The organism is Pseudomonas entomophila L48 (assembly GCF_000026105.1).
GTDB lineage: Bacteria > Pseudomonadota > Gammaproteobacteria > Pseudomonadales > Pseudomonadaceae > Aquipseudomonas > Aquipseudomonas entomophila.
Genome location: NC_008027.1, coordinates 3,434,279 through 3,455,989 on the forward strand (window position 1 = coordinate 3,434,279; position 21,711 = coordinate 3,455,989).

General features: G+C 64.5%; 19 protein-coding genes. 13 read left to right on the forward strand and 6 right to left on the reverse strand.

Annotated elements, in window-relative coordinates; genetic code table 11:
- Nucleotides 1-3: 3 nt before the first annotated feature.
- Nucleotides 4-3,474 (reverse strand): response regulator, encoded by a 3,471-nt coding sequence (locus tag PSEEN_RS14815; protein ID WP_011534353.1) that lies wholly within the window; start codon nucleotides 3,472-3,474, stop codon nucleotides 4-6.
- 256 nt (nucleotides 3,475-3,730) lie between these two features.
- On the opposite strand from PSEEN_RS14815, the gene PSEEN_RS14820 reads away from it, so the two are divergent.
- The gene (locus PSEEN_RS14820) at nucleotides 3,731-4,081 is read left to right on the forward strand and encodes a response regulator (RefSeq protein ID WP_011534354.1); all 351 of its coding nucleotides are present in this window, start codon (nucleotides 3,731-3,733) and stop codon (nucleotides 4,079-4,081) included.
- A 139-nt stretch (nucleotides 4,082-4,220) separates the two neighbouring features.
- Here PSEEN_RS14820 and cobF read toward each other — a convergent pair whose 3' ends face one another.
- Together cobF and PSEEN_RS14830 are read right to left on the reverse strand one after the other, a co-directional pair.
- Nucleotides 4,221-4,970 carry a precorrin-6A synthase (deacetylating) gene (gene cobF, locus PSEEN_RS14825; RefSeq protein WP_011534355.1) on the reverse strand — a complete coding sequence of 250 codons (750 nt, stop codon included), beginning with the start codon at nucleotides 4,968-4,970 and terminating at the stop codon, nucleotides 4,221-4,223.
- A 71-nt stretch (nucleotides 4,971-5,041) separates the two neighbouring features.
- Entirely contained in the window at nucleotides 5,042-6,331 is a 1,290-nt protein-coding gene (locus tag PSEEN_RS14830) for an OprD family porin (protein ID WP_011534356.1), read from the reverse strand.
- Between the two features lie 359 nt (nucleotides 6,332-6,690).
- Between PSEEN_RS14830 and PSEEN_RS14835 the strand changes: the two genes are divergently transcribed.
- The 3 genes from PSEEN_RS14835 (at nucleotide 6,691) to PSEEN_RS14845 (ending at nucleotide 8,123) form a co-directional block, all read left to right on the forward strand.
- Nucleotides 6,691-7,050, forward strand: coding sequence for a histone-like nucleoid-structuring protein, MvaT/MvaU family (locus PSEEN_RS14835; RefSeq protein WP_044488201.1), 360 nt, complete (start codon nucleotides 6,691-6,693; stop codon nucleotides 7,048-7,050).
- A gap of 206 nt (nucleotides 7,051-7,256) precedes the next feature.
- Nucleotides 7,257-7,784, forward strand: a complete 528-nt coding sequence (gene gloA, locus PSEEN_RS14840) for a lactoylglutathione lyase (protein ID WP_011534358.1) — start codon at nucleotides 7,257-7,259, stop codon at nucleotides 7,782-7,784.
- A gap of 96 nt (nucleotides 7,785-7,880) precedes the next feature.
- Nucleotides 7,881-8,123: a hypothetical protein gene (locus tag PSEEN_RS14845; protein ID WP_011534359.1), complete on the forward strand. Its 243-nt coding sequence runs from the start codon at nucleotides 7,881-7,883 to the stop codon at nucleotides 8,121-8,123.
- 129 nt (nucleotides 8,124-8,252) lie between these two features.
- On the opposite strand, the gene PSEEN_RS14850 is transcribed toward PSEEN_RS14845, so the two are convergent.
- Complete coding sequence (locus PSEEN_RS14850; protein ID WP_011534360.1) at nucleotides 8,253-9,074, reverse strand: shikimate 5-dehydrogenase; 822 nt, start codon at nucleotides 9,072-9,074, stop codon at nucleotides 8,253-8,255.
- Nucleotides 9,075-9,238: 164 nt separating this feature from the next.
- Between PSEEN_RS14850 and PSEEN_RS14855 the strand changes: the two genes are divergently transcribed.
- Nucleotides 9,239-9,586 carry a hypothetical protein gene (locus PSEEN_RS14855; RefSeq protein WP_044488202.1) on the forward strand — a complete coding sequence of 116 codons (348 nt, stop codon included), beginning with the start codon at nucleotides 9,239-9,241 and terminating at the stop codon, nucleotides 9,584-9,586.
- Nucleotides 9,587-9,686: 100 nt separating this feature from the next.
- On the forward strand, nucleotides 9,687-9,869 hold the full coding sequence (locus tag PSEEN_RS14860) for a hypothetical protein (protein WP_011534362.1): 183 nt from the start codon (nucleotides 9,687-9,689) through the stop codon (nucleotides 9,867-9,869).
- A gap of 78 nt (nucleotides 9,870-9,947) precedes the next feature.
- Here PSEEN_RS14860 and PSEEN_RS14865 read toward each other — a convergent pair whose 3' ends face one another.
- Nucleotides 9,948-10,370 (reverse strand): GNAT family N-acetyltransferase, encoded by a 423-nt coding sequence (locus PSEEN_RS14865; RefSeq protein WP_011534363.1) that lies wholly within the window; start codon nucleotides 10,368-10,370, stop codon nucleotides 9,948-9,950.
- A 205-nt stretch (nucleotides 10,371-10,575) separates the two neighbouring features.
- Between PSEEN_RS14865 and pbpG the strand changes: the two genes are divergently transcribed.
- Nucleotides 10,576-11,502, forward strand: a complete 927-nt coding sequence (gene pbpG, locus PSEEN_RS14870) for a D-alanyl-D-alanine endopeptidase (protein WP_011534364.1) — start codon at nucleotides 10,576-10,578, stop codon at nucleotides 11,500-11,502.
- A 156-nt stretch (nucleotides 11,503-11,658) separates the two neighbouring features.
- Here the strand turns inward: pbpG and PSEEN_RS14875 are convergent, their stop codons facing one another.
- Nucleotides 11,659-12,102, reverse strand: coding sequence for a hypothetical protein (locus PSEEN_RS14875; RefSeq protein ID WP_011534365.1), 444 nt, complete (start codon nucleotides 12,100-12,102; stop codon nucleotides 11,659-11,661).
- 170 nt (nucleotides 12,103-12,272) lie between these two features.
- Between PSEEN_RS14875 and pvdM the strand changes: the two genes are divergently transcribed.
- From pvdM to PSEEN_RS14905, 6 genes are all read left to right on the forward strand, one after another.
- Entirely contained in the window at nucleotides 12,273-13,622 is a 1,350-nt protein-coding gene (gene pvdM, locus PSEEN_RS14880) for a pyoverdine-tailoring dipeptidase-like protein PvdM (protein WP_011534366.1), read from the forward strand.
- Between the two features lie 16 nt (nucleotides 13,623-13,638).
- Nucleotides 13,639-14,916 carry a pyoverdine-tailoring periplasmic protein PvdN gene (gene pvdN, locus PSEEN_RS14885; RefSeq protein ID WP_011534367.1) on the forward strand — a complete coding sequence of 426 codons (1,278 nt, stop codon included), beginning with the start codon at nucleotides 13,639-13,641 and terminating at the stop codon, nucleotides 14,914-14,916.
- A gap of 13 nt (nucleotides 14,917-14,929) precedes the next feature.
- Nucleotides 14,930-15,811 (forward strand): dihydropyoverdine dehydrogenase, encoded by an 882-nt coding sequence (gene pvdO / locus PSEEN_RS14890; RefSeq protein ID WP_011534368.1) that lies wholly within the window; start codon nucleotides 14,930-14,932, stop codon nucleotides 15,809-15,811.
- A gap of 111 nt (nucleotides 15,812-15,922) precedes the next feature.
- Complete coding sequence (locus tag PSEEN_RS14895) at nucleotides 15,923-17,254, forward strand: lysine N(6)-hydroxylase/L-ornithine N(5)-oxygenase family protein (RefSeq protein WP_011534369.1); 1,332 nt, start codon at nucleotides 15,923-15,925, stop codon at nucleotides 17,252-17,254.
- 11 nt (nucleotides 17,255-17,265) lie between these two features.
- Complete coding sequence (locus PSEEN_RS14900; RefSeq protein ID WP_011534370.1) at nucleotides 17,266-18,915, forward strand: cyclic peptide export ABC transporter; 1,650 nt, start codon at nucleotides 17,266-17,268, stop codon at nucleotides 18,913-18,915.
- Between the two features lie 130 nt (nucleotides 18,916-19,045).
- Nucleotides 19,046-21,484 (forward strand): TonB-dependent siderophore receptor, encoded by a 2,439-nt coding sequence (locus PSEEN_RS14905; RefSeq protein WP_011534371.1) that lies wholly within the window; start codon nucleotides 19,046-19,048, stop codon nucleotides 21,482-21,484.
- Nucleotides 21,485-21,711 lie beyond the last annotated feature (227 nt).

Sequence of the window (21,711 nt, forward strand, 5' to 3'; positions counted from 1 at the left end):
ATTTCAGATTCGCTCCAATTGCGGCAGCCAGACCCGGATCAGCGAGAACAGGCGGTCCAGGTCGATCGGCTTGGCCAGGTAGTCGTTGGCGCCAGCCTGCAGGCAACGCTGCTGGTCATCCTTCATCGCCTTGGCGGTCACGGCGATGATCGGCAGCTTGCGCCAGCGTGGCTGCTGGCGGATCAGCCGGGTGGCCTCGTAGCCGTCCATCTCCGGCATCATCACGTCCATCAGCACCAGGTCGATGTCGTCGTTGGCCTCCAGGCATTCCAGCGCCTCGCGGCCGTTTCGGCCAATCTCGACGATCGCGCCCTTGTGCTCCAGGGCGCTGGTGAGGGCAAAGATATTGCGCACGTCGTCGTCCACCAGCAGGATCTTGCGCCCCTCGAACACTTTGTCACGGCTGCGCGCGGTCTTGAGCATGCGCTGGCGCTCGTTGGACAACTGCGACTCGACCTTGTGCAGGAACAGGGTGACTTCGTCGAGCAGGCGCTCCGGCGAGCGCGCGCCCTTGATGATGATCGAGCGTGAGTACTTGAGCAGGTCGGCCTCTTCCTCGCGGGTGAGGTTGCGCCCGGTGTAGACGATCACCGGCGGGAAGCTGCGGATGTCCTCGGCGGTCATGCGCTTGAGCAGCTCGTTGCCGAGCATGTCGGGCAGCTTGAGGTCGATGATCATGCAGTCGTAGATGTTCTCGCGCAGCAGCGCCAGGGCGTCCTGGGCCATGGCCACGGCGGTGATCTCGATATCGTCGTCGCCGATCAGGCGGGCGATGCTGTCGCGTTGCAGGTCATCGTCCTCCACCAGCAGGATGTGCTTGAGCTTCTGCGTGAGCTTGGCCTCCAGGCGGGCGAACACCGCCTTGAGTTCCTCGCGGCTGGTGGGCTTGACCGCATAGCCCACCGCGCCCATGTGCATGGCCGCCTCGACGCGGTCTTCCACCGAGATGATGTGCACCGGGATATGCCGGGTGCTGGCCTGCTCCTTGAGGCGCTGCAGCACCGTGAGCCCGGAATGGTCGGGCAGGCGCATGTCCAGCAGGATCGCGTCGGGCATGTACTGGGCGGCCAGCTCGAAGCCTTCGTCGGCGGCCTGGGCCACCAGGCAGCTGTAGCCCAGCTCGTGGGCCAGGTCGTAGAGGATGCGGGCAAAGTTCGGCTCGTCCTCGATCACCAGGATGCAGCGGTTGCCGAACGGCGCGCGCGCACGGTCGTCGGCGAAGGCCGGGGCCGGGCGCTCGCTCTTGGCCGGGGCCGGGGCCGAAGGCGCCGGCGGCAGCGCATCGACGGTCGAGCGCAGGCTGTGGACTTCGTTGCTGTGCTCCACGCTCGGCTCGAAATGCACCGGCAGGATCAGGCTGAACACGCTGCCCTGCCCCGGGCTGCTGTCGACGCTGATCTGACCACCCAGCAGGTGTGCCAGGTCGCGGGAGATCGACAGGCCCAGGCCGGTGCCGCCGTATTTGCGGTTGCTGGTGCCGTCGACCTGGTGGAAGGCGCCGAAGATCGCCTGCTGCTGGTCGGCGGCGATGCCGATGCCGGTGTCGCGCACGGCGAAGACGATGCCCAGGCCAGCCTGGTGGCTGATGCCCAGGCTCACCTTGCCGTGCTCGGTGAACTTGATGGCGTTGGACAGCAGGTTCTTCAGCACCTGCTCCAGGCGCTGGCGGTCGGTGTGCACTGCCGGCGGCAGTGGTGCCTCCAGGCGCACCTCGAAGTCCAGGCCCTTGTCCTGGGCCAGGGGCTGGAACATGCCCTGCAGGCCTTCGGCCAGGCGCTCCAGCGAGGTGCTCTCGGGGCGCACCTCGAGCTTGCCGGCCTCGACCTTGGCGATGTCGAGGATGTCGTTGATCAGGTTGAGCAGGTCGTTGCCGGCCGAGTAGATCGACTCGGCGAACTTGACCTGGTCGTCGCTGAGGTTGCCCTCGGCGTTCTCCGACAGCAGCTTGGCCAGGATCAGCGAGCTGTTGAGCGGCGTGCGCAGCTCGTGGGACATGTTGGCGAGGAATTCGGACTTGTACTTGCTCGAACGCTGAAGGTCGTCAGCGCGGGCCTGCAGTTCGACCTGGGCCTGATTCAGCTCGTTGTTCTTGCGGTCCAGGGCCTCGGTGCGCTCGGCCAATTGCTCATTGGTCTGCTCCAGTTCCGCCTGTTGCGTCTCCAGATGGGCCTGGGATTCCTTGAGCACGCGGGACTGTTCTTCCAGCTCCTCGTTGGCGGTCTTGAGCTCTTCCTGCTGGACCTGCAGTTCTTCGTTGAGCTGCTGCGTCTCGGCCAGCACTTCCTGCAGGCGCTGGCGATAGCGGGCGCTTTCGATGGAGATACCGAGGTTGCCGCCGATGCGCTCCAGAAACTCCAGGTCGCGCTCCTGCAGCGGGCGCAGGAAGCCCAGTTCCAGCACGCCATTGGTCTGCCCGTCGTCGATGGCCGGCATCAGCACGCCACTGCGTGGCAAGCCGCTGCCCAGGCCGGAGCTCAGCCGGTAGTAATCCTCGGGCAGGTCGTCCAGGCGCAGCAGGCGCCCCTGGCGCAGGGCCTGGGCCAGCAGGCCGGCGTGATCGCCCAGCACCTGTTCGCGGGCCTGCTGCTCGGCGTCCAGGCCATAACAGGCCACCCGCACCAGCTTGCCGTGCTCGTCACGCACATACACGGCGCCCACCACGCTGCCGAGGTAGGTGGCAAAGAAGCGCAGGATGTTGTCGCCGAGCATCGGCAGGGTGAGCTGGCCAAGCACCTGTTCGGCCAGTTGGGTCTGGCCGGCGCGCAGCCAAGCCTGGTGTTCAAGGCGCTCGGCGGCGCGTTGCTGGCCTTGCAGGTTTTCGACATAACTGGAAGACAGCGCCAGCAGGTCACGCCGCCCCAGGTACGCAAGCAAGGCACTGAGCGCGACGATGAACAGCACGAAGGCCGAGATCGCGGTCACCGTGACGCTGCTGACCTTCTCGTTGCGGGCCATGCGCAACTGCTGCTCGGTGCCGATGAAGGCGTCGAATTCCTTGCGGATCTCGTCGGTGATGCGCTTGCCGCGGCCGCGGCCGATCAACCCCTGGTAGTCACCCTGGCTGCGGCGCAGGCTGATCATTTCGCCACCGAACGTGTTCCATTCACGCTGCAAGGCGACGATACGATCGATCCGATCAACTTGCTGGGGATTGTCCGCCACCATGGCTTTCAGGCTTTCAAGGCTGCCAAAAATGCGTGGCTTGGCCACCTCGTAGGGATCGAGGAAGCGCTCCTCGCCCGACAACAGGTAGCCGCGCATGCCGGTTTCCATGTCGATCGACAGCTTGACCGTTTCATTGGCATTGCCGATCACCCGGTCGGTGTGCTCGACCCATTGCATGGCCGAGAGCAGGTAGCTGATCACCGCGACAAAGGCCACGGCGCCCAGAAGCCCCACGCCCAGGGGCAGGCCGACGTTGCGGCTCAACAGCTTGCGGAAGCTGCGTTGGTCCATCGAGGCTGCTTGAATCATGTGAGTGTGCCCGAGCGAGAAAAGTCCATTGAACAGTGTGGCGGCGACGTCATGTATGGCTTGCCCTGCGCTACACCGACCGGGTTGATACAGCGAGTCTAACCAGCTTTGGCGGATCTGGCAGGGCATTTAGCCAGTATTTGAAGGCGCAGTGCGCCAATCGTTCCATCTCATTACGCAGGTCGGTAAGCTTGGGAACTTCTGCCGTTGCCGTGGGCACAGAGTAGAGACAACCCATCGAAACAGGACCCGCGCCATGCACCTTCTGGTAGTCGAAGACGACGACATCGTCCGCATGCTGATAGTCGAAGTGCTCGACGAGCTGGGCTACAAGGCCATCGAGGCGGATTGCGCCGCCGCCGCCTTGAAGATCCTCGAAGACCCCGGCCAGCCCCTGGCGTTGCTGATGACCGATGTCGGGCTGCCGGACATGCGCGGCGAAGAATTGGCCGGCAAGGCGCGCCAGGTCCGGCCGTTGCTGCCGGTACTGTTCGCCAGTGGCTATGCCGAGAGCGTCGAGGTGCCCGAGGGTATGCACCTGATCGGCAAGCCGTTCAGCATTGACCAGTTGCGGGACAAGGTGGTGGCGATTTTGGATACCGTTTGAACCGTCTGCGCCTGCCCTGTTCGCCGGCAAAGCCGGCTCCTACAGGTACGCCGCCGGCCACGAGATCACCAGCGCACTTGTAGGAGCCGGCTTTGCCGGCGAATGGGCCAGTGCCGACAAAACACCTCCCACAGGCCGCTCACAGCTCCCGCCGCAACAGGTAAGTATCCATGATCCAGCCCTTGCGCCGCCGCGCCGCCTCGCGCAGCTCGAGGATGCGCGCCTTGACCGCCAGCAAGGGCCCCGCCACCAGCACCTCGTCCGCCGTGCCCAGGTAGGCGCCCCAGTAGATCACCAACTGCGGATCCTCCAGCGCGGCAAACGCACATGCCCCGTCGAGCATCACCACCACATTGTCGACCCGCGCCAGTTCGCCCAGGCGTCTTCCTGGCAGCACGGTCAACGGCTCGCCGATACGGTTGAGGGGGATCTGGTGCCGGGCCGCCAGGGCCTGCACGCTGCTGATACCGGGGATGACTTCCAGGGTGAGCGCCACGCCACGCTGGCGGACCAGGTCGAGGATGCGCAGGGTGCTGTCGTAAAGCCCGGGTTCGCCCCAGAGCAAAAAGGCGCCGACGTCATCGGCGCCCAACTCGTCGTCGATCAGGCGGGCATACAGTGCCGCGCGCTCGGCGTGCCAATCCTGCACCGCGCCGACATAGTCGGCGGCCTGCCCGTCACGCCGGGGATCTTCGACCTGCACCAGGCGATAGCCCCCCTCGGGCAGGTAGCGCTCGAGGATGGCCTTGCGCAGTTGCAGCAAGGCGTCCTTGTCGGCGCCCTTGTCGAGCACGAAGAACACCGTCGCGCGCCGCAACGCCTCGACGGCCTCGAAGGTGATCTGGCGTGGGTCGCCCGGCCCGATGCCGATCAGTAGAAGCTGTTTCATCGCCTGCCCTGCCTGGTTGTCGGTGGCCATTGTCGGCCGGCCACCGGTTTTTGGCAAAGCAGGCGCCAGCTTCAGAAGATCGAGAAGTTATAGCTGACGATGACCCGGGTCTCGTCCATGTCACGCGCCCACTTCTCGTAGTTGCTGCGGTAGGTGGAGTTGCGCAGGCGCACGCTGACATCCTTGAACGTGCCGCTCTGCACCTGGTACTTGAGCTCGCTGTCGCGCTCCCATTCCTTGCCTTCGGCCAGGCTGCCCGGGACCTTGATGTGGTCGCCGTTGATGTAGCGGGTGAAGAAGCTCAGGCCAGGCACACCAAGGGCCTTGAAGTCATAGTCATAGCGCAGTTGCCAGGAGCGCTCCTGGGCGGCGGCGAAGTCGTTGACCTGGGCGTAGTTGACCAGGTACGGGTTGGTGCCGTCGAGGTACGGCATGGCGCTGTCGCCGAACATGCGCTGCCAGCCGGCGCTGATCTTGTGCCCACCCAGGCTGTAACCCAGCATGCCGCTGAATGCACGGTGGTCGATATGTCCGGCGCGGGCATTGCCGATGTCGTCGCTCTTGATCACCCGCAGGTCGGCCGACAAGGTGCCAACGTCCAGCGGCTGGCTGGCGACCAGGCCGAGGAAGTGCTGGCGATAGATGTTCTCCAGCTTCGACACCTGGTACTGGGCGCTGACACGGTCGTTGAAGCGATAGTCGACACCGGCGAGGTCGAAGTGGTCGGCCTCGATGTCACAGGCATAGCGCTTGTTCTTGCAATGAACGCGAATATCCTGGCGGTCGGTGGAGTCCCGCGCGGTGTACTGGTTCAGGCGCGCCAGGGTGAACTTCAGGTCGCGCACTTCCTCGGACGTCAACCAGGCACCGTGGAACATGGTGGGCAGCAGGCGGCCGTCGTTGTACTTGAGCAGTGGCACATCGGGCATCATCGAACCGTACTTGAACACGGTCTGCGAATACTTCACCTTGCCGGCGATCCCCATCTTGGCGTACTGGTCGACGGAATGACGCGGGTTGTGGCCGGAGGACGGCAATAAACCGCTGTTACTGTCGGCCGGGCTCGAATCCAACTTGTAACCGAGCATCCCCAGCGCATCCACGCCGAAACCTACCGGACCCTGGGTATAACCGGACTGGACATTGAGGATGAACCCCTGCGCCCACTCCTCACGCTTTGACGCGCCCTGGCTGGAACTGCTGTGGCCGTCACGGAAATCCCGGTTGAAATAGACATTGCGGGCTTCGACCTTGGCACTGCTGTCTTCAATGAAACCGGCGGCCTGGGCGTTGACACCGGCAAACAGGAAGAACAGGCCGGCAACTCGGCGCCCGGGGGCGAGGGGGAACGGGGCAAACATGCGAGGGAACATCCAAAAGAAGGGCAGAAAACAATCCGAGCAGTCACCTGCATCGGCACTACGGGAAGGCCAAACAGACTTCGACCATCATCTTGGATTTTGCGCCAACGCCTCTAGGGCGCGCCATTGGACCATGGTCTAGAACGCTCGAACGAAGCCCGCACAGGCATTTTCGAATAACGTGCGAGAAACCGGCAAAGTTCCCGGCTAATTGATTGAAAGTTTGCTGTTTACCAGCTCGCCAGCCACTACTACACTCGACATCAGCGAACAGCAGTCCCCTACCACGTGGCCAACGTTCAATACAATGTTCATGTTCGTCACGTCATGCCACGGCAGACTTAACAGGAGTGATGACAGTGTCCAGACTTGCAGAGTTTCGTGCTGCCGAAAAAGCGCTTCAGGAACAGATGGCACAATTGGAAGCGCTGAAAAAGGATGCCGGCCTCAAACGCGAAATCGAATTCGAGCAGAAACTAGTCGGCCTGATGAAGAGCTATGACAAGAGCCTGCGCGACATCATCGCGATCCTCGACCCGAAAGGCGCGAGCAAGGCCCCGTCAACCCCCGTCAAACAGCAACGCCGCCCACGGGTGGTAAAGGTCTACGAGAACCCGCACACCGGTGAGCTGATCGAGACCAAGGGCGGCAATCACCGTGGGCTGAAAGCGTGGAAGGAACAGTACGGCGCGCAGACGGTGGAAAGCTGGGTGCGCTGATGAAACTTCAACGCCCCCTTCACACTTTTTTCACTTATGCGGGTGCAGTATCGAACCAGCTAAAGGACTAGCGACCCCATCACGCGCCCGCACATGCGGGCCTCTAATTCCAGCGCCCTGCCACCGTGCAGGGCGCTTTCGTTTGCGCTGCCGGCGGACTGCCGTATCATGGCCCATCTGTTTTAGGCCTCGATCCTGGAGTACCCATGAGCCTGCACGACCTGCAACAACTGCCCGGCGTCACCGCCCAGCCGGACAGCGCCACCGCCAACTTCGTTTTCAACCACACCATGCTGCGGGTCAAGGATATCCAGAAGTCCCTGGACTTCTACACCCGCGTGCTGGGCTTCAGCCTGGTGGACAAGCGCGACTTCCCGGAAGCGGCCTTCAGCCTGTACTTCCTGGCCCTGGTCGACAAGAAGGATATCCCCGAGGATGACGCCGCGCGCCACCAGTGGATGAAGTCGATCCCTGGCGTGCTCGAGCTGACCCACAACCACGGCACCGAAAACGACACTGAGTTCGCCTACCATAACGGCAACACCGACCCACGCGGTTTCGGCCACATCTGCATCTCGGTGCCGGACGTACGCATCGCCTGCGAACGCTTCGAGGCGCTGGACGTGCCCTTCCAGAAGCGCCTGAGCGACGGTCGCATGAAGCACCTGGCCTTCGTCAAGGACCCGGACGGCTACTGGGTCGAGGTGATCCAGCCGACCGACCTGAAGGACTGACCTTCAGCTGTCACGCTCGTCGGGCGGGGAACCCCCGCCCCCTTGCTGTGGTATATGAAGGAGACGCTTCTTCCACGCCACAGCGAGGTCAGGACGATGCAAACCCTCCACTGTGAATACCGCAAGCACATCATCACCGCCAGCGTGATGCCCCACCCCGACTCGCCCCTGCCCTATGCCGCCGGGTGCCTGATCACCGACCCGCAAGGCCACACCAGCCGGCGCCTGTCGATGCCGATGAAGTTCTTCTCCGACCTGGACAACGCCCAGCACGTATCCCTGGCCCATGGCCGGGCGCTGGTGGATCAGCGGCTGGACGAGGGGCATGACACCTTCTGACAGCGGGAATCAACCCACCCCCTGTAGGAGCGGCTTTAGCCGCGAAGCAAACACCACGATGGGTGGCACCCGCTTCGCGGGTGATCGCGGGTAAACCCGCTCCTACAGGAAAAAGCGAAGTCAACGCGATCACGCCTGCCTGGCAAACGCCACCGCCGCCGCGACCTGCTCGTCACTGGGCCGCACCCCGGTGTACAGCACGAACTGCTCCAGCGCCTGCAAGGCAATGACCTCCAGCCCGGTGATCACGGGTTTGCCCAACGCCTCGGCGTACTGGATCAACGGCGTGCGCGCCGGCATGGCAACCACATCGAATACCCGCTCGGCCGCCGCGATCGCGGTTTCGCTAAACGCCAGCTGATCGGCCTCCGCGCCGCCCGCCATACCGATCGGGGTGACATTGACCAGCATCGACGGGCATTGCTCACCCAGCTCCGGCAACCAGCGGTAACCACAAGCCTGCGCCAACTGTCGCCCGGCCGGCTCATTGCGCGCCACGATGATCCCGTCGCGAAAACCCGCATCGCGCAGCGCGCTGGCCACGGCCTTGGCCATGCCGCCACTGCCGCGCAGGGCAAAGGCGGTGCCCGGGTCGACCCGATGTAGCGCCAGCAATTGGCGCACCGCCAGGTAGTCGGTGTTGTAGGCCTTCAGGTGCCCCTGGGTGTTGACCAAGGTGTTCACCGACGCAATGGCCGCCGCGGACGGGTCGATCTCGTCCACCAGGGCCATGCAGGCCTCCTTGTACGGCATCGACACCCCACACCCGCGGATACCCAGGGCACGGATACCCGCCACCGCGGCCGGCAGATCCTGGGTGGTCATGGCCTTGTAGTAGTAGTCCAGGCCCAACTGCTGGTAGAGGTGGTTGTGAAAGCGTACGCCGAACGTGCCCGGGCGCCCGGCCAGGGAAATGCACAGGACGGTATCCCTGCTCGGTGGTGTGCTCATGGCCTGCTTCTCCGCGTGTCGACTGAAACGATTGCGCCAGCGTACCAGACACGACCACCGGTCGCCCCTTACACAACCTTTACCATCCCCCTGCGAGCACTTGACAGTTACCGGAGTCATAGTAGTCAAGCCCCGAGCCTGGGGTTGTCTTGCGAGGATTGGCCATGAACCGTTTCATCCCCGGAATCGCCCTGCTGGTCGGCGCGCTGGCCATCAGCGGGCAGGCGTCCGCCCATGGTGGCGGCTGGTATGGCCCGGGCCCGGTGCTCGGCGCGGCAGTGGCGGGCGTAGTGGTCGGCGCGGCGATTTCCGGCGGCCATGACCGCACCGTGTACGTGCAGCAGCAGCCGGTCTACGCACCTGCGCCCGTCTATGTGCAGGCGCCACCGCCGCCACCGCCGGTCTATTACCAACCCTATGTCGTGGAACGCTACGTACCCGCCCCGCCACCACCGGTCTATCGCCGCTACTACGGCCCGCCACCGGTGTACTACGGGCCACCGCGCTGGTGAGCGGCATAGTTGATAAAAGCAATGACCACTATCGAGGACATTGATTTCAAACCCCGAAGGCGTCTGCGTAAGGTAGGGCCATGTTTACAGGAGATACCCCATGGCCCCTATCCAGATCATGTCCGTCGTCGGTAGCGCCGTCCCGAACAACCTGCGCCAGCAGGGCCTGCTGGCCTGCTGGTACCTGATGCGCAACGGCGAGGCCATCAGCGGCCCGCTGACCACGCGTTCCTCGGCGCAGGCCCTGGCCGACCGGCTGCACGATTCAAGCTTCATCGCCTGACCCGGATTTGTTGTTGTGCGTTGCTCCCTACGCCTCTTCTGGCCCGCTCTCCCGGCGGGCTTTTTTTTGCCTGCGATATTAAAGGCGCTTCTGCAGAAAGTAGCGGCTGTGCCCCGGTGGATAGTCGTTGATCTCGCCGAAGACCACGAACCCTAACCGGCGATAGAACTCGGGTGCCTGGAAACTGAAGGTATCCAGCCAGATGCCAATGCACCCGCGTTCCCGCGCCAGCGCCTCGGCCTGTTCCATCAGTTGGCGCCCATGGCCCTTGCCGCGCATCGCCTCTGGCACGCTGAGCAGCTCGATGAACATCCAACCTGCGGCGATCCTGCCGTACAGGCCGCCAATGACTGCGCCATCCGCCGTGTCACGCAACGACCAGGCAAAGGTCTGCAACTGCGGGTCACCGACCTGAGCGAGGTTGTAGGCGCGCAGCGGCGCGAGAATGGCATCGCGCTGCTCGGGCGTGGCATCCAGCGTGAACTCGAAATGGGTGGTCATGGCACACGTCGTCCTGTGACTGTGAAAGCGTCGAACACTAGCAGATGGCATCGTTGAAAAATGCAGTCGGATTAAATTTCGTTCACCTTGCGCCCTTTGGATATAAGGCATTCGACAGCCGCTGAACCATACTCCAAAATGCAGCGGTTTTCTGGGGGAAACCCTTGCACAGCCAACGACATACCAACATTTAGTGAGCCTCAACGTGAAAACTTCCCTGTCCATCCTCAGCCTGCTGCTGTTGCTCACAGGAACCGCGACCCTCCCGTCGACCGCTGCTGCACAACCCCCGGCCCAGATGCAACGCGATCCAAGCAAGCTGCACCTGGCCTCTGGCAGCGCCCTGTTGATCGACCTCAACACCAACCAGGAGCTGTATTCCAGCCACGCCGATCGCGTGCGCCCCATCGCCTCGGTCACCAAGCTGATGACCGCGATGGTCGTGCTCGACGCCAAGCTGCCCATGGACGAAATGCTCAGCATGACCATCGCCAACAACCCCGAGATGAAAGGCGTGTATTCGCGGGTGCGGCTGGGCAGTGAGCTGAACCGCCGCGAAACGTTGCTGATCACCCTGATGTCGTCGGAAAACCGCGCGGCGAACTCGCTGGCCAACCACTACCCCGGCGGTTACGGTGCGTTCATCAAGGCGATGAACGCCAAGGCGCGCAGCCTTGGCATGAGCCACACCCGCTATGTCGAACCCACCGGCCTGTCCACGCTCAACGTTTCCACCGCCCAGGACCTGGCCAAGCTGCTGATGGCCTCGCGCAAGTACCCGATGCTGAGCGAGCTGTCGACCACCCGCGAGAAGACCGTGGCGTTCCGCAAGCCCAACTACACGCTGGGCTTCCGTAACACCGACCACCTGGTGAACAAGAGCAACTGGGACATCAAGCTGACCAAGACCGGCTTCACCAACGAGGCGGGTCACTGCCTGGTGCTGCTGACCAGGATGGACAACCGCCCGGTGGCCATGGTCATCCTCGATGCCTACGGCAAGTACACCCACTTCGCCGACGCCAGCCGCATGCGCCAGTGGCTGGAAACCGGCAGCACCAAGCCGGCACCGGCGGTGGCCATGCAGTACAAGAGCGAGCGCCAGGGCCGGGCGCGCGTGGCCCAGGACTGAAAACGACGACGCCCCGCACGAAGCGGGGCGTCTGTTCACTTGTCTGGGCGACCTCTGTAGGAGCGGCTTCAGCCGCGATGCAGGCAACGCGGTACCTGGCACCCGCTTCGCGGGTGATCGCGGCTGAAGCCGCTCCTACAAAGTTTACCTGCCCTTTCAGGCCTGGGTGCTGACCATCCCGCCGGCACTGTTGCCACCGGACTCGGTCAACGCCTTGAGCAACTGCGCGGTGGCCGCCTGGATCTGCCCGCTGAGGGTGGCGATACTGGCCTGCTTGGCGATGACCATTGGCAGCTTGGTGGTCTCGTCCATTTTCCGCGCCATGAGCATGGCCAGCTGTTTCTGCTCTTCGGCCATTTGCTTTTGCAACTGCTTGATCATCTCGCGCAATTGCTCGATGTGCGCCGGCTCGCTCGGCTCTTGCCCCGCGGCTTCGGCCTGGCCAGGCGCGCCTTCGGCTTTTACGCCATCGCCCGCCTTGCCACTTTCCTCGGTCTTGTCAGTGTTGTCCGCCTCGGCGGCGCGGACCTGCTCGGCCACTTGCAGGCCGGTGGTTAGCGGCGTCGCGCTGTTGATGCTCATACCAGTGATACCTACCATGTCCCTGATCCTCTTCGGTGGGTCCTTTCGATGCCCTCGCTATCGGCCGCAGCGCGCGGAACTTGATGACCGCCCAGCGATAAATTTGCCCCGCCGCCATTCGTCCACCTGATACCCGAGCCCTGCCCCTGGCGGCAGGCCGATCCGATCAGCCCTGCAACGAGATGGCAATGACCAAGACCCGTTCCCGCAAAGCCCTGTACATCGGCCTGCCCCTGGCCCTGGCGGTCGCCCTGGGCAGCGCCGCCGGCTATTTCTACTGGCAAGGCCAGAACGCCGGCTACCCGCTGAAGATCGTCGAGCAGGCCAAGGGCATGCACGAGCACATGCTCTCGTTCGACGGCCATATCACCGTGCCGCTGACCTTCGGCGCCCACGGCCAGGAGGTGGACAAGGACGGCCCGCACCCGTTCGACCTGGCCAAGGCCGGCAAGGGGCGCCTGTCGGGCGCGGCGCTGACCATCCTCGCCTGGCCGGAGATGTGGAACGGCCCCAACGCCCCGCACAAGCCCACCCCGGGCTTTGTCGACGAGGCCCGTCACCAGCAGGAAACGCGCTATCAGATCATCGCCAACATGGTGCGCGACTTCCCCAACCAGGTCGGCATCGCCTATACCCCCGACGACTTCCGCCGCCTCAACGGCGAAGGCAAGTTCGCCGTGTTCGTCAGCCTGCTCAACGCCTACCCGCTGGGCGACGACCTGTCGCAGCTCGACCTGTGGGCCAAGCGCGGCATGCGCATGTTTGGCTTCAGCTACATCGGCAACAACGACTGGGCCGACTCCTCGCGGCCGATGCCGTTCTTCAACGACACCGCCGACGCCCTCGGCGGGCTGTCGCCGACCGGCGAGAAAGCCGTGGCCCGGCTCAACGACCTGGGGGTGATCATCGACGTCTCGCAGATGTCGACCCTGGCCCTGGAAGACGTGGCGCGCCTGAGCCGTGCGCCGATCGTCGCCTCGCACTCGGCGCCGCGCGGGCTGGTGGACATCCGCCGCAACCTCGGCGACAAGGAGATGAAGCTGATCAAGGACAGCGGCGGCCTGATCCAGGTGGTCGGCTTCAGCGGCTACCTCAAGCCCCTGGGCAAGCCGACCCTGGACAAGCTCGACGCCCTGCGCGCGCGCTTCGACCTGGGGCCGCTGCAGGACCTGAACTACGCCCTGATGCCAGGCGACCCGGCGATCACCATCTGGCCCGAGAAACGTTTCGGCGAATACGCCAGCAGCCTGTACGGCATCCTCGACGAAGAGCCCAAGGCAACGCTGAAGGCCTACGTCGACGCTATCGACTACACGGTGAAGAAGGTCGGCATCGACCATGTCGGCATCAGCTCCGACTTCAACGAAGGCGGCGGCCTGGTGGGCTGGAAGGATGTCAGCGAGATCCGCAACGTCACCGCCGAACTGCTCACCCGCGGCTACAGCGAGACGGACATCGCCAAGCTCTGGGCCGGCAACTTCCTGCGCATCTGGGACCAGGTGCAGAAAGCCGGCCATCCCGTCGCCACCACTCGCTGAACAAGGCCCGCCCTGCATGAACAACCGTCGCACCTTCCTCAAGCAGGCCGGCCTGGTCGCCGCCACCCTGCCCATGTTGCCTGGCGCCCTGGCGGCCACGCCCGCCGCCACCCCGCTGGATGGCCCGGACAAATGGCGCAACCTGCGGGCGCTGTTCCCCCTCGACCCCGAGGTGGCGCACTTCGCCAACTTCCTGGTCACCGCCCACCCCCGCCCGGTGCAGGCAGCCATCGACCGCCACCGCGCCGACCTCGACCGCAACCCCGCCGCGCTGATGGATTGGGAAAGCCAGTACGAGTGGAAGCGTGAAGGTGAAGTGCGGGACTGGGCGGCACGCTACCTGGAAGTCGGCCCCCGGCAGATCGCCCTGACCGGCAGCACCACTGAGGGGCTGGCGCTGATCTATGGCGGCCTGCAGGTCAGGCCCGACCAGGAGATCCTGACCACCGTCCACGAGCACTACTCCACCCACAAGACCCTTGAATTCCGCAACCGTCGCCAGGGCACCCAGGTACGCAAGATCCGCCTGTTCGACAAGCCCTGGGAAATCTCGACCGACCAGATCCTCAGCACCATCGACCAGAACATCCGCCCCGAAACCCGCGTGCTGGGCATGACCTGGGTGCACTCGAGCAGCGGCGCCAAGCTGCCGGTGGGCGAGATCGGCGAACTGGTGCGCAAGCACAACCACGAGCGCAGCGAAGCCGACCGCATCCTCTACGTGGTCGACGGCGTGCACGGCTTCGGCGTGGAGAACGCACGCTTCGCCGACTTCAACTGCGACTACTTCATCGCCGGCGGCCACAAGTGGCTGTTCGGCCCACGCGGCACCGGCATCATCTGCGCAGCGTCCACCACCATGGACAACCTCACCCCCAGCGTTGCCTCTTTCTCCCAGGAAGAAGACTTCGCCACCATCATGACCCCGGGCGGCTACCACGCCTTCGAGTACCGCTGGTCGCTGGGCGAGGCCTTCAAACTGCACCTGCAACTGGGCAAGGCCGATGTCCAGGCGCGCATCCATCAGCTCAACAGCCTGCTCAAGGACCGCCTCGCCGAGCATCGCCAGATCGAAGTGGTGACACCCCGCAGCCCCGAGTTCTCGGCTGGCTTCACCTTCTTCCGGATTCCCGGCAAGAACCCGGATGCGATCGCGGCCCACCTGGTGCAGAACAAGGTGATGAGCGATGCCGTGTACCGCGACGTCGGCCCGGTGATTCGCCTGGCCCCCAGCCTGCTCAACGATGAACAGCAAATCGATCGGGTCATGCGCCTGATCACCCAGAAACTCTGAACAAGGCAACCCCATGATCCCTTCCCTGCACCGCCTGACCCTGGCCGCGCTGCTGGCCGCCTGCAGCCTGCCGAGCCTTGCCGCGAGCGCCGGCGACAAGCCCGGCAGCGTGTTCCGCGATTGCGACAAAGCCTGCCCGGAAATGGTCGTGCTGCCAGCCGGCAGCTTCATGATGGGCACCCCCGAGGACGAACAGGGCCGTCAGGACGACGAAGGCCCGCTACACCAGGTGACCTTCGCCAAGCCGTTCGCCATCAGCCGCTTCCAGGTCACCGCCGAAGAGTGGGATGCCTACCTGAAGGCCTCCGGCGCGAAAATCGCTGACGGCGACGAGCGCCCCGGACGCCGCTGCACCGCCAGCAAGCCCAGCTACAAGCAGGGCCCGCGCCAGCCTGCGGTATGCATGACCTACTTCGATGTGCAGGACTATGTGGCCTGGTTGTCGAAGAAAACCGGCAAAACCTACCGCATGGTCAGCGAGGCCGAGCGCGAGTACGCCGCGCGCGGCGGCAGCACCGGCATGTTCCCCTTCCCGAAGGACCCGGACGCCGAGTTGGAGATCAGCCGCCACGCCAACGTCTACGGCCCCAAGGACGGCTACAGCTACACCGCCCCCGTGGGTAGCTACCCGCCTAACGCCTTCGGTGTCTATGACATGCATGGCAATGTCTACGAGTGGGTGGCCGACTGCCTGCACGACAACTACGTCGGCGCCCCCGCCGACGGCAGCGCCTGGGGCCAGGCCAGCCGCGCCGCGGACAGCTGCAAGGTGGTGCAGATCCGTGGCAACGACTGGGGCGAGGCGCCGATCTTCTCGCGCTCCGGCAACCGCAACGCGATGATCCCCGGCCGCCCCGGCGACTGGCTCGGCGTGCGCATCGTGCGCGAACTCTGAAGGCCCCGCGCCACGCTAAATTGTCCCACCCGCTCCTCGTCCTATCGATGTACTCCCGCAGCTCGGGGTGGCCGCCGTCGGCGCCCCCCGCCACTTCAAGGAACCGATAGCATGAGCCAGCCCCATACCTCCCAGCAGGTCCACGACCTCATCGGCGTGGGCTTCGGCCCTTCCAACCTGGCCCTGGCCATCGCCCTGGAAGAACTCGCCGAAACCCACGGCCACGCCCTCGACGCGCTGTTCATCGACAAGCAGAACGACTACCGCTGGCACGGCAACACCCTGGCTACCCAGAGCGAGCTGCAGATCTCCTTCCTCAAGGACCTGGTCTCGCTGCGCAACCCCACCAGCCCGTACAGCTTCGTCAACTACCTGCACCAGAAGCAGCGCCTGGCCGACTTCATCAACCTGGGCACGTTCTACCCCTGCCGCCTGGAGTACAACGACTACCTGCGCTGGGCCGCCGAACACTTCGCCACCCAGGCCCGCTACGGTGAAGAAGTGACCCGCATCGAGCCGGTGCTGGACAACGGCCAGGTGCGCCACCTGCGCGTGATCTCGCGCAACGCCCAGGGCCACGAGCACGCGCGCCTGAGCCGCGCGGTGGTGGTCGGCAGCGGTGGCACGCCCAAGGTGCCGGCCAGCTTCGCCGCGTTCAAGGATGATCCGCGGGTGTTCCACCACTCCCGCTACCTGAGCAGCCTGGCCACCCTGCCCTGCACCGAAGGCAAGCCCATGCGCATCGCCATCGTCGGCTCCGGGCAGAGCGCCGCCGAGGCGTTCATCGACCTCAACGACAGCTACCCGTCGGTCAAGGTCGACATGATCGTGCGCGCCAGCGCCCTCAAGCCGGCCGACGACAGCCCGTTCGTCAACGAAATCTTCGCCCCCGACTACACCGACCTGGTGTTCAACCAGGAACAGAACGAGCGGCAGAAACTGATCGCCGAGTACCACAACACCAACTACTCGGTGGTCGACATCGACCTGCTCGAACGCATCTACGGCATCCTCTACCGCCAGAAAGTCGCCCACCAGTACCGCCACGCCGTGCTCTGCCGCCGCCAGGTGCAGGCCGCCGTCGCCACCGCCGACGGCATCGAGCTGACCCTGCAGGACCTGGCCACCCACCAGTCGCAGACCCACCGCTACGACGCGGTGATCCTCGCCACCGGCTACGAGCGTCGCTCCCACCGTGACCTGCTGGCGCCGCTGCAGGGCTACCTCCAGGACTTCAACGTCGCCCGCGACTACCGCGCCCTGGCCAGCCCGGACCTGCAGGCGGCGGTGTACCTGCAAGGCTTCTGCGAGAACAGCCATGGCCTGAGCGACACCCTGCTGTCGGTGCTGCCCAACCGCGCGGCGGAAATCGGCGAGTCGCTGTACCAGGCGCTGGGCCAGGCACGCCTGAGCGGCACCGGCAGCCTTGCGATCAGCGCCTGAAGGATCACGCCATGAAAACCCCTTCTCGCGGCGCCACCCGCGAACTGCTGGCCTTGCTGCGGCCGTTCTGGCCGCAGGTGACGGCGTCGATCCTGCTGGGCATCCTCGGCGGCTTCAGCGTCACGGTGCTGCTGGCCACCATCAACCGTGGCCTGCACAGCGAAGACGGCCTGAGCCTGGCCCTGGTCGGGGCGTTCGCCGGCTTGTGCGTGCTGGCCCTGCTGGGCTCGATCTTCTCCGACATCGGCAGCAACCGGGTCGGCCAGCAGATCATCGCCAACCTGCGCCGCAGCCTGGGCGAAAAGGTGCTCAGCGCCCCCATCGCGCAGATCGAACGCTACCGCAGCCATCGCCTGATCCCGGTACTGACCCACGACATCGACACCATCAGCTCGTTCGCCTTCGCCTTTGCGCCGCTGGCCATCTCGGTCACGGTGGTCCTTGGCTGCATGGCCTACCTGGCGCTGCTGTCGCTGCCGATGTTCCTGCTGATGCTGGTGGCCATCGGTGTCGGCACCGTGGTCCAGTACATCGCCCGCGCCCGCGGCATCCAGGGCTTCATCGATGCCCGCGAAGCCGAGGACGAGTTGCAGAAGCACTACCAGGCCATCGCCGAGGGCGCCAAGGAGCTGCGCATCCACCGTGCGCGCCGTCAGCGCATGTTCGTCGACGGCATCCAGGCGACTGCCGAGCGGATCCGCGACAAGCAGGTACGCTCGGTCAACACGTTCGTGGTGGCCAAAAGCCTGGGCTCGATGCTGTTCTTCGTGGTGATCGGCCTGGCCCTGGCCTTGCAGTCACTGTGGCCGAGCAGCGACAAGGCGGTCATGAGCGGGTTCGTACTGGTGCTGCTGTACATGAAAGGGCCGCTGGAGCACCTGGTCAGCACCTTGCCGATCGTCAGCCGGGCGCAGATCGCCTTTCGCCGCATCGCCGAACTGTCCGAGCAGTTCTCCTCGCCGGAGCCTCACCTGCTGCTGACCGACCGCGAGCCGCCCAAGGTGCCGGTCGAGCGCCTGCAACTGGTCGATGTGCACCACAGCTACCCGGCTGCCGATGGCGGTACGCCGTTCAAGCTGGGGCCGGTGAACCTCGACATCGCCCAGGGCGACATCGTGTTCATCGTCGGTGAGAACGGCGGCGGCAAGACCACCCTGATCAAGCTGCTGCTGGGGTTGTACCCGCCGCAGCAGGGGCAGGTGCTGCTCAACGGCGAGGTGGTCGGCGACCGCGAGCGGGACGACTATCGCCAGCTGTTCACCACCATCTTCGCCGACTACTACCTGTTCGACGACCTGGTCAACGATGGCCCCGCAGTGCCGGCCAACGCCGTGCAGTATCTGGAGCGCCTGGAGATCGACCACAAGGTATCGATCCGCGACGGCGCCTTCACCACCACCGACCTGTCCACCGGGCAACGCAAGCGCCTGGCCTTGGTCAGTGCCTGGATCGAGGGGCGCCCGGTGCTGGTGTTCGACGAATGGGCGGCCGACCAGGACCCGGCGTTTCGCCGGGTGTTCTACACCGAGATCCTGCCGGACCTCAAACGCCAGGGCCGCACCCTGATCGTCATCTCCCACGACGACCGCTACTTCGATGTCGCCGACCAGATCGTGCGCATGGAAAACGGCCGCGTCATCTGCGAGCCCCAGCCCGCCTGACCAGGCGGCTGGCGCTCGCGCCTAAATAAAAATATTTCGCAAATGCTATCCGGTTTCACGGAACTGCAACGTCTCACTTAAAGCCAATGCTAATAATTCCCACTTAACACACACTCCAAGAGCTATAACGATGTCGACACTCAGTGACTTCACGCCCCTGGCCAAAGCCTTGCTGTTGCGCCACTCCTTGCGTCGCACCCTGCCCGTCGCCCTGATGGGCATTACCTTGGGCTTGCCAATGGCAGGCCTGGCCCAGGCCCAGGAATACGATGTCGATATCGCCGCGCAGAGCCTGCCGAGCGCGCTCAAGCAACTGGCCGACCAGACCAACCTGCAGGTGCTGTACAGCCCGGACGATGTCCAGGGCGTGCGCAGCAGCGCGGTACGCGGCCACCTCTCGGCCCAGGCCGCCGCCGCCGGCCTGCTGCGCGGTACCGGGGTGCGCTACAGCCTGGACGGCAACACCCTGACCTTGCAAAGCAACGACAGCAGCGCCGCGGTGACCCTCGACCCGAGCGTGATCAACGCCAAGGGCCAGGAAAACCCCTACGGCCCGGTCGAAGGCTACATCGCCACCCGTTCGACCACCGCCACCAAGACCGACACCTCGCTGATGGAAACCCCGCAGTCGATCTCGGTGATCACCCGTGACCGCATGACCGCCCAGGGCGCGCAGACCGTCAGCGACAGCCTGGCCTACACCGCGGGCGTCTATTCCAACGTGGCCGGCAACAACCCGACCGACAACACCATCATGGTGCGCGGTTTCCAGCAGATCAACGCCAACGCCTACACCGACGGCCTGCGCAACAACCAGGTCGGCTACTACTCGCCAGAGACCTACGGCATGGAGCGCATCGAAGTGCTCAAGGGCCCGGCGTCGGTGATGTACGGCCAAGGCTCGCCAGGCGGCACGCTGAACTTCGTATCGAAACGCCCGACCTTCAGCCCGCACCATGAAGTGGGCATCTCCGGCGGCAGCAACGACCGCGCCCAGGCCTACATGGACATCGGCGACGTGCTGGACGAACAGAAGACCCTCAGCTACCGCCTGGTCGCGCTGGGCCGCGACGCCAACAGCAGCATCGACTACATCAAGGATGACCGGGTCTACATTGCCCCCAGCCTGACCTGGGCACCGAATGAGGACACCAGCCTCACCCTGCTGACCTCCTACCAGCGCAACAAGAACCTGTTCACCAGCAACCTGCCCTACTCGCTGTTCGACGGCTCCAACCCCAACGGCAAGCTGCCACGCCATCGTTCGTTGAACGAGCCCGGCTTCGACGCCGAGAAAGCCGAGCAGACCAGCGTGGGCTATGAGCTGACGCACAACCTCACCGACAGCTGGACGTTCAAGCAGAACTTCCGCTACACCCACTTCACCGGCTACGAGCACCAGCTGTACCGCAACAGTGGCGTGATCAACGGCAACACCATCAACCGCTACTACCAGCTGCGCGACTACGAGAACGACAACTACGCGATCGACAACCAGCTGGTCGGCAAATTCGCCACTGGCGAACTCGAGCACACCTTGCTGATGGGCACCGACTACCAGCACGGCAAGCGCAGCGCCTTCACCCAGACCGGCAATGCGCCGTCGATCAACATCTACAACCCGAACCGCGACGTGGTGATCGACACCTCGCGCTACACCAGCCTGCTCAGCACCTCGGAGAAGAACCGCCAGCTCGGTGTCTACCTGCAGGACCAGATCAAGTTCGGCAACTGGATCGCCTCGCTGGGCGGCCGTTACGACTGGGCCAGCCTGGATACCCGCAACCGCCTGCTCGACACCAAGCAGAGCACCGACGCCGAGGACTTCACCGGCCGTGTCGGCCTGGGCTACCTGTTCGACTTCGGGCTGTTCCCCTACATCAGCTACACCGAGTCGTTCCTGCCCACCAGCGGCACCACCGCCAGTGGCTCGCAGTTCGAACCCGAAACCGCCAAGCAGTACGAGATCGGCGTGAAGTACCAGCCCAACGGCTCGCAGAGCTACGTGACCCTGTCGGCGTTCGACCTGCGTCGGCAGAACGTGCTGACCACCGACGTGAGCAACCCGTCGTTCAGCGTCCAGGAGGGTGAAGTCACCTCGCGTGGCGTCGAGCTGGAAGGTGTGTTCAAGCCGGTCGAGGGCCTGAACGTGATCTCCTCCTACTCGGTGACCGATGTCGAGGTGACCAAGGACAACCCGAACGTCGCCGGCATCAGCAACAAGGGCAAGACCCCGGTGCGCATTCCCAAGCACCTGGCTTCGCTGTGGGTCGACTACACCCTGCAGGGTGGCCCGCTGGCCGGCCTGGGCTTCGGCGTCGGCGCCCGCTACACCGGCTCGACCTACGGCGACGCGCAGAACACCTTCAAGGTGCCGGACTACACCCTGGTCGACGCCATGATCAGCTACGACTTCGGCAAGGCCGACCGCAGCCTGGAAGGCCTGAAGGCGTCGGTCAACGTGAAGAACCTCACCGACAAGTACTACGTGGCGGGCTGCTTCGCCACGGTTGGGTGCCTGCTGGGTGCCGAGCGTACCGTGACTGCGGACCTCACCTACAAGTGGTGATCGATGTGCCTGGGGTCTAGCGCCCTGGATGTGAAAAAGCCCCTTTGCCAGTCGCTGGCAAAGGGGCTTTTTCGTGGGATGTGCTCGGCGCATCGCGGCTAAAGCCGCTCCTACACGCGACTTGCCTGTAGGAGCGGATTCATCCGCGATGCGCCGCAAAGCGGCGCCCGACAAACCCTGAAAATGTTTCCCCCATCTCCTCCAGGGCACCACCACTAGGCTGGACC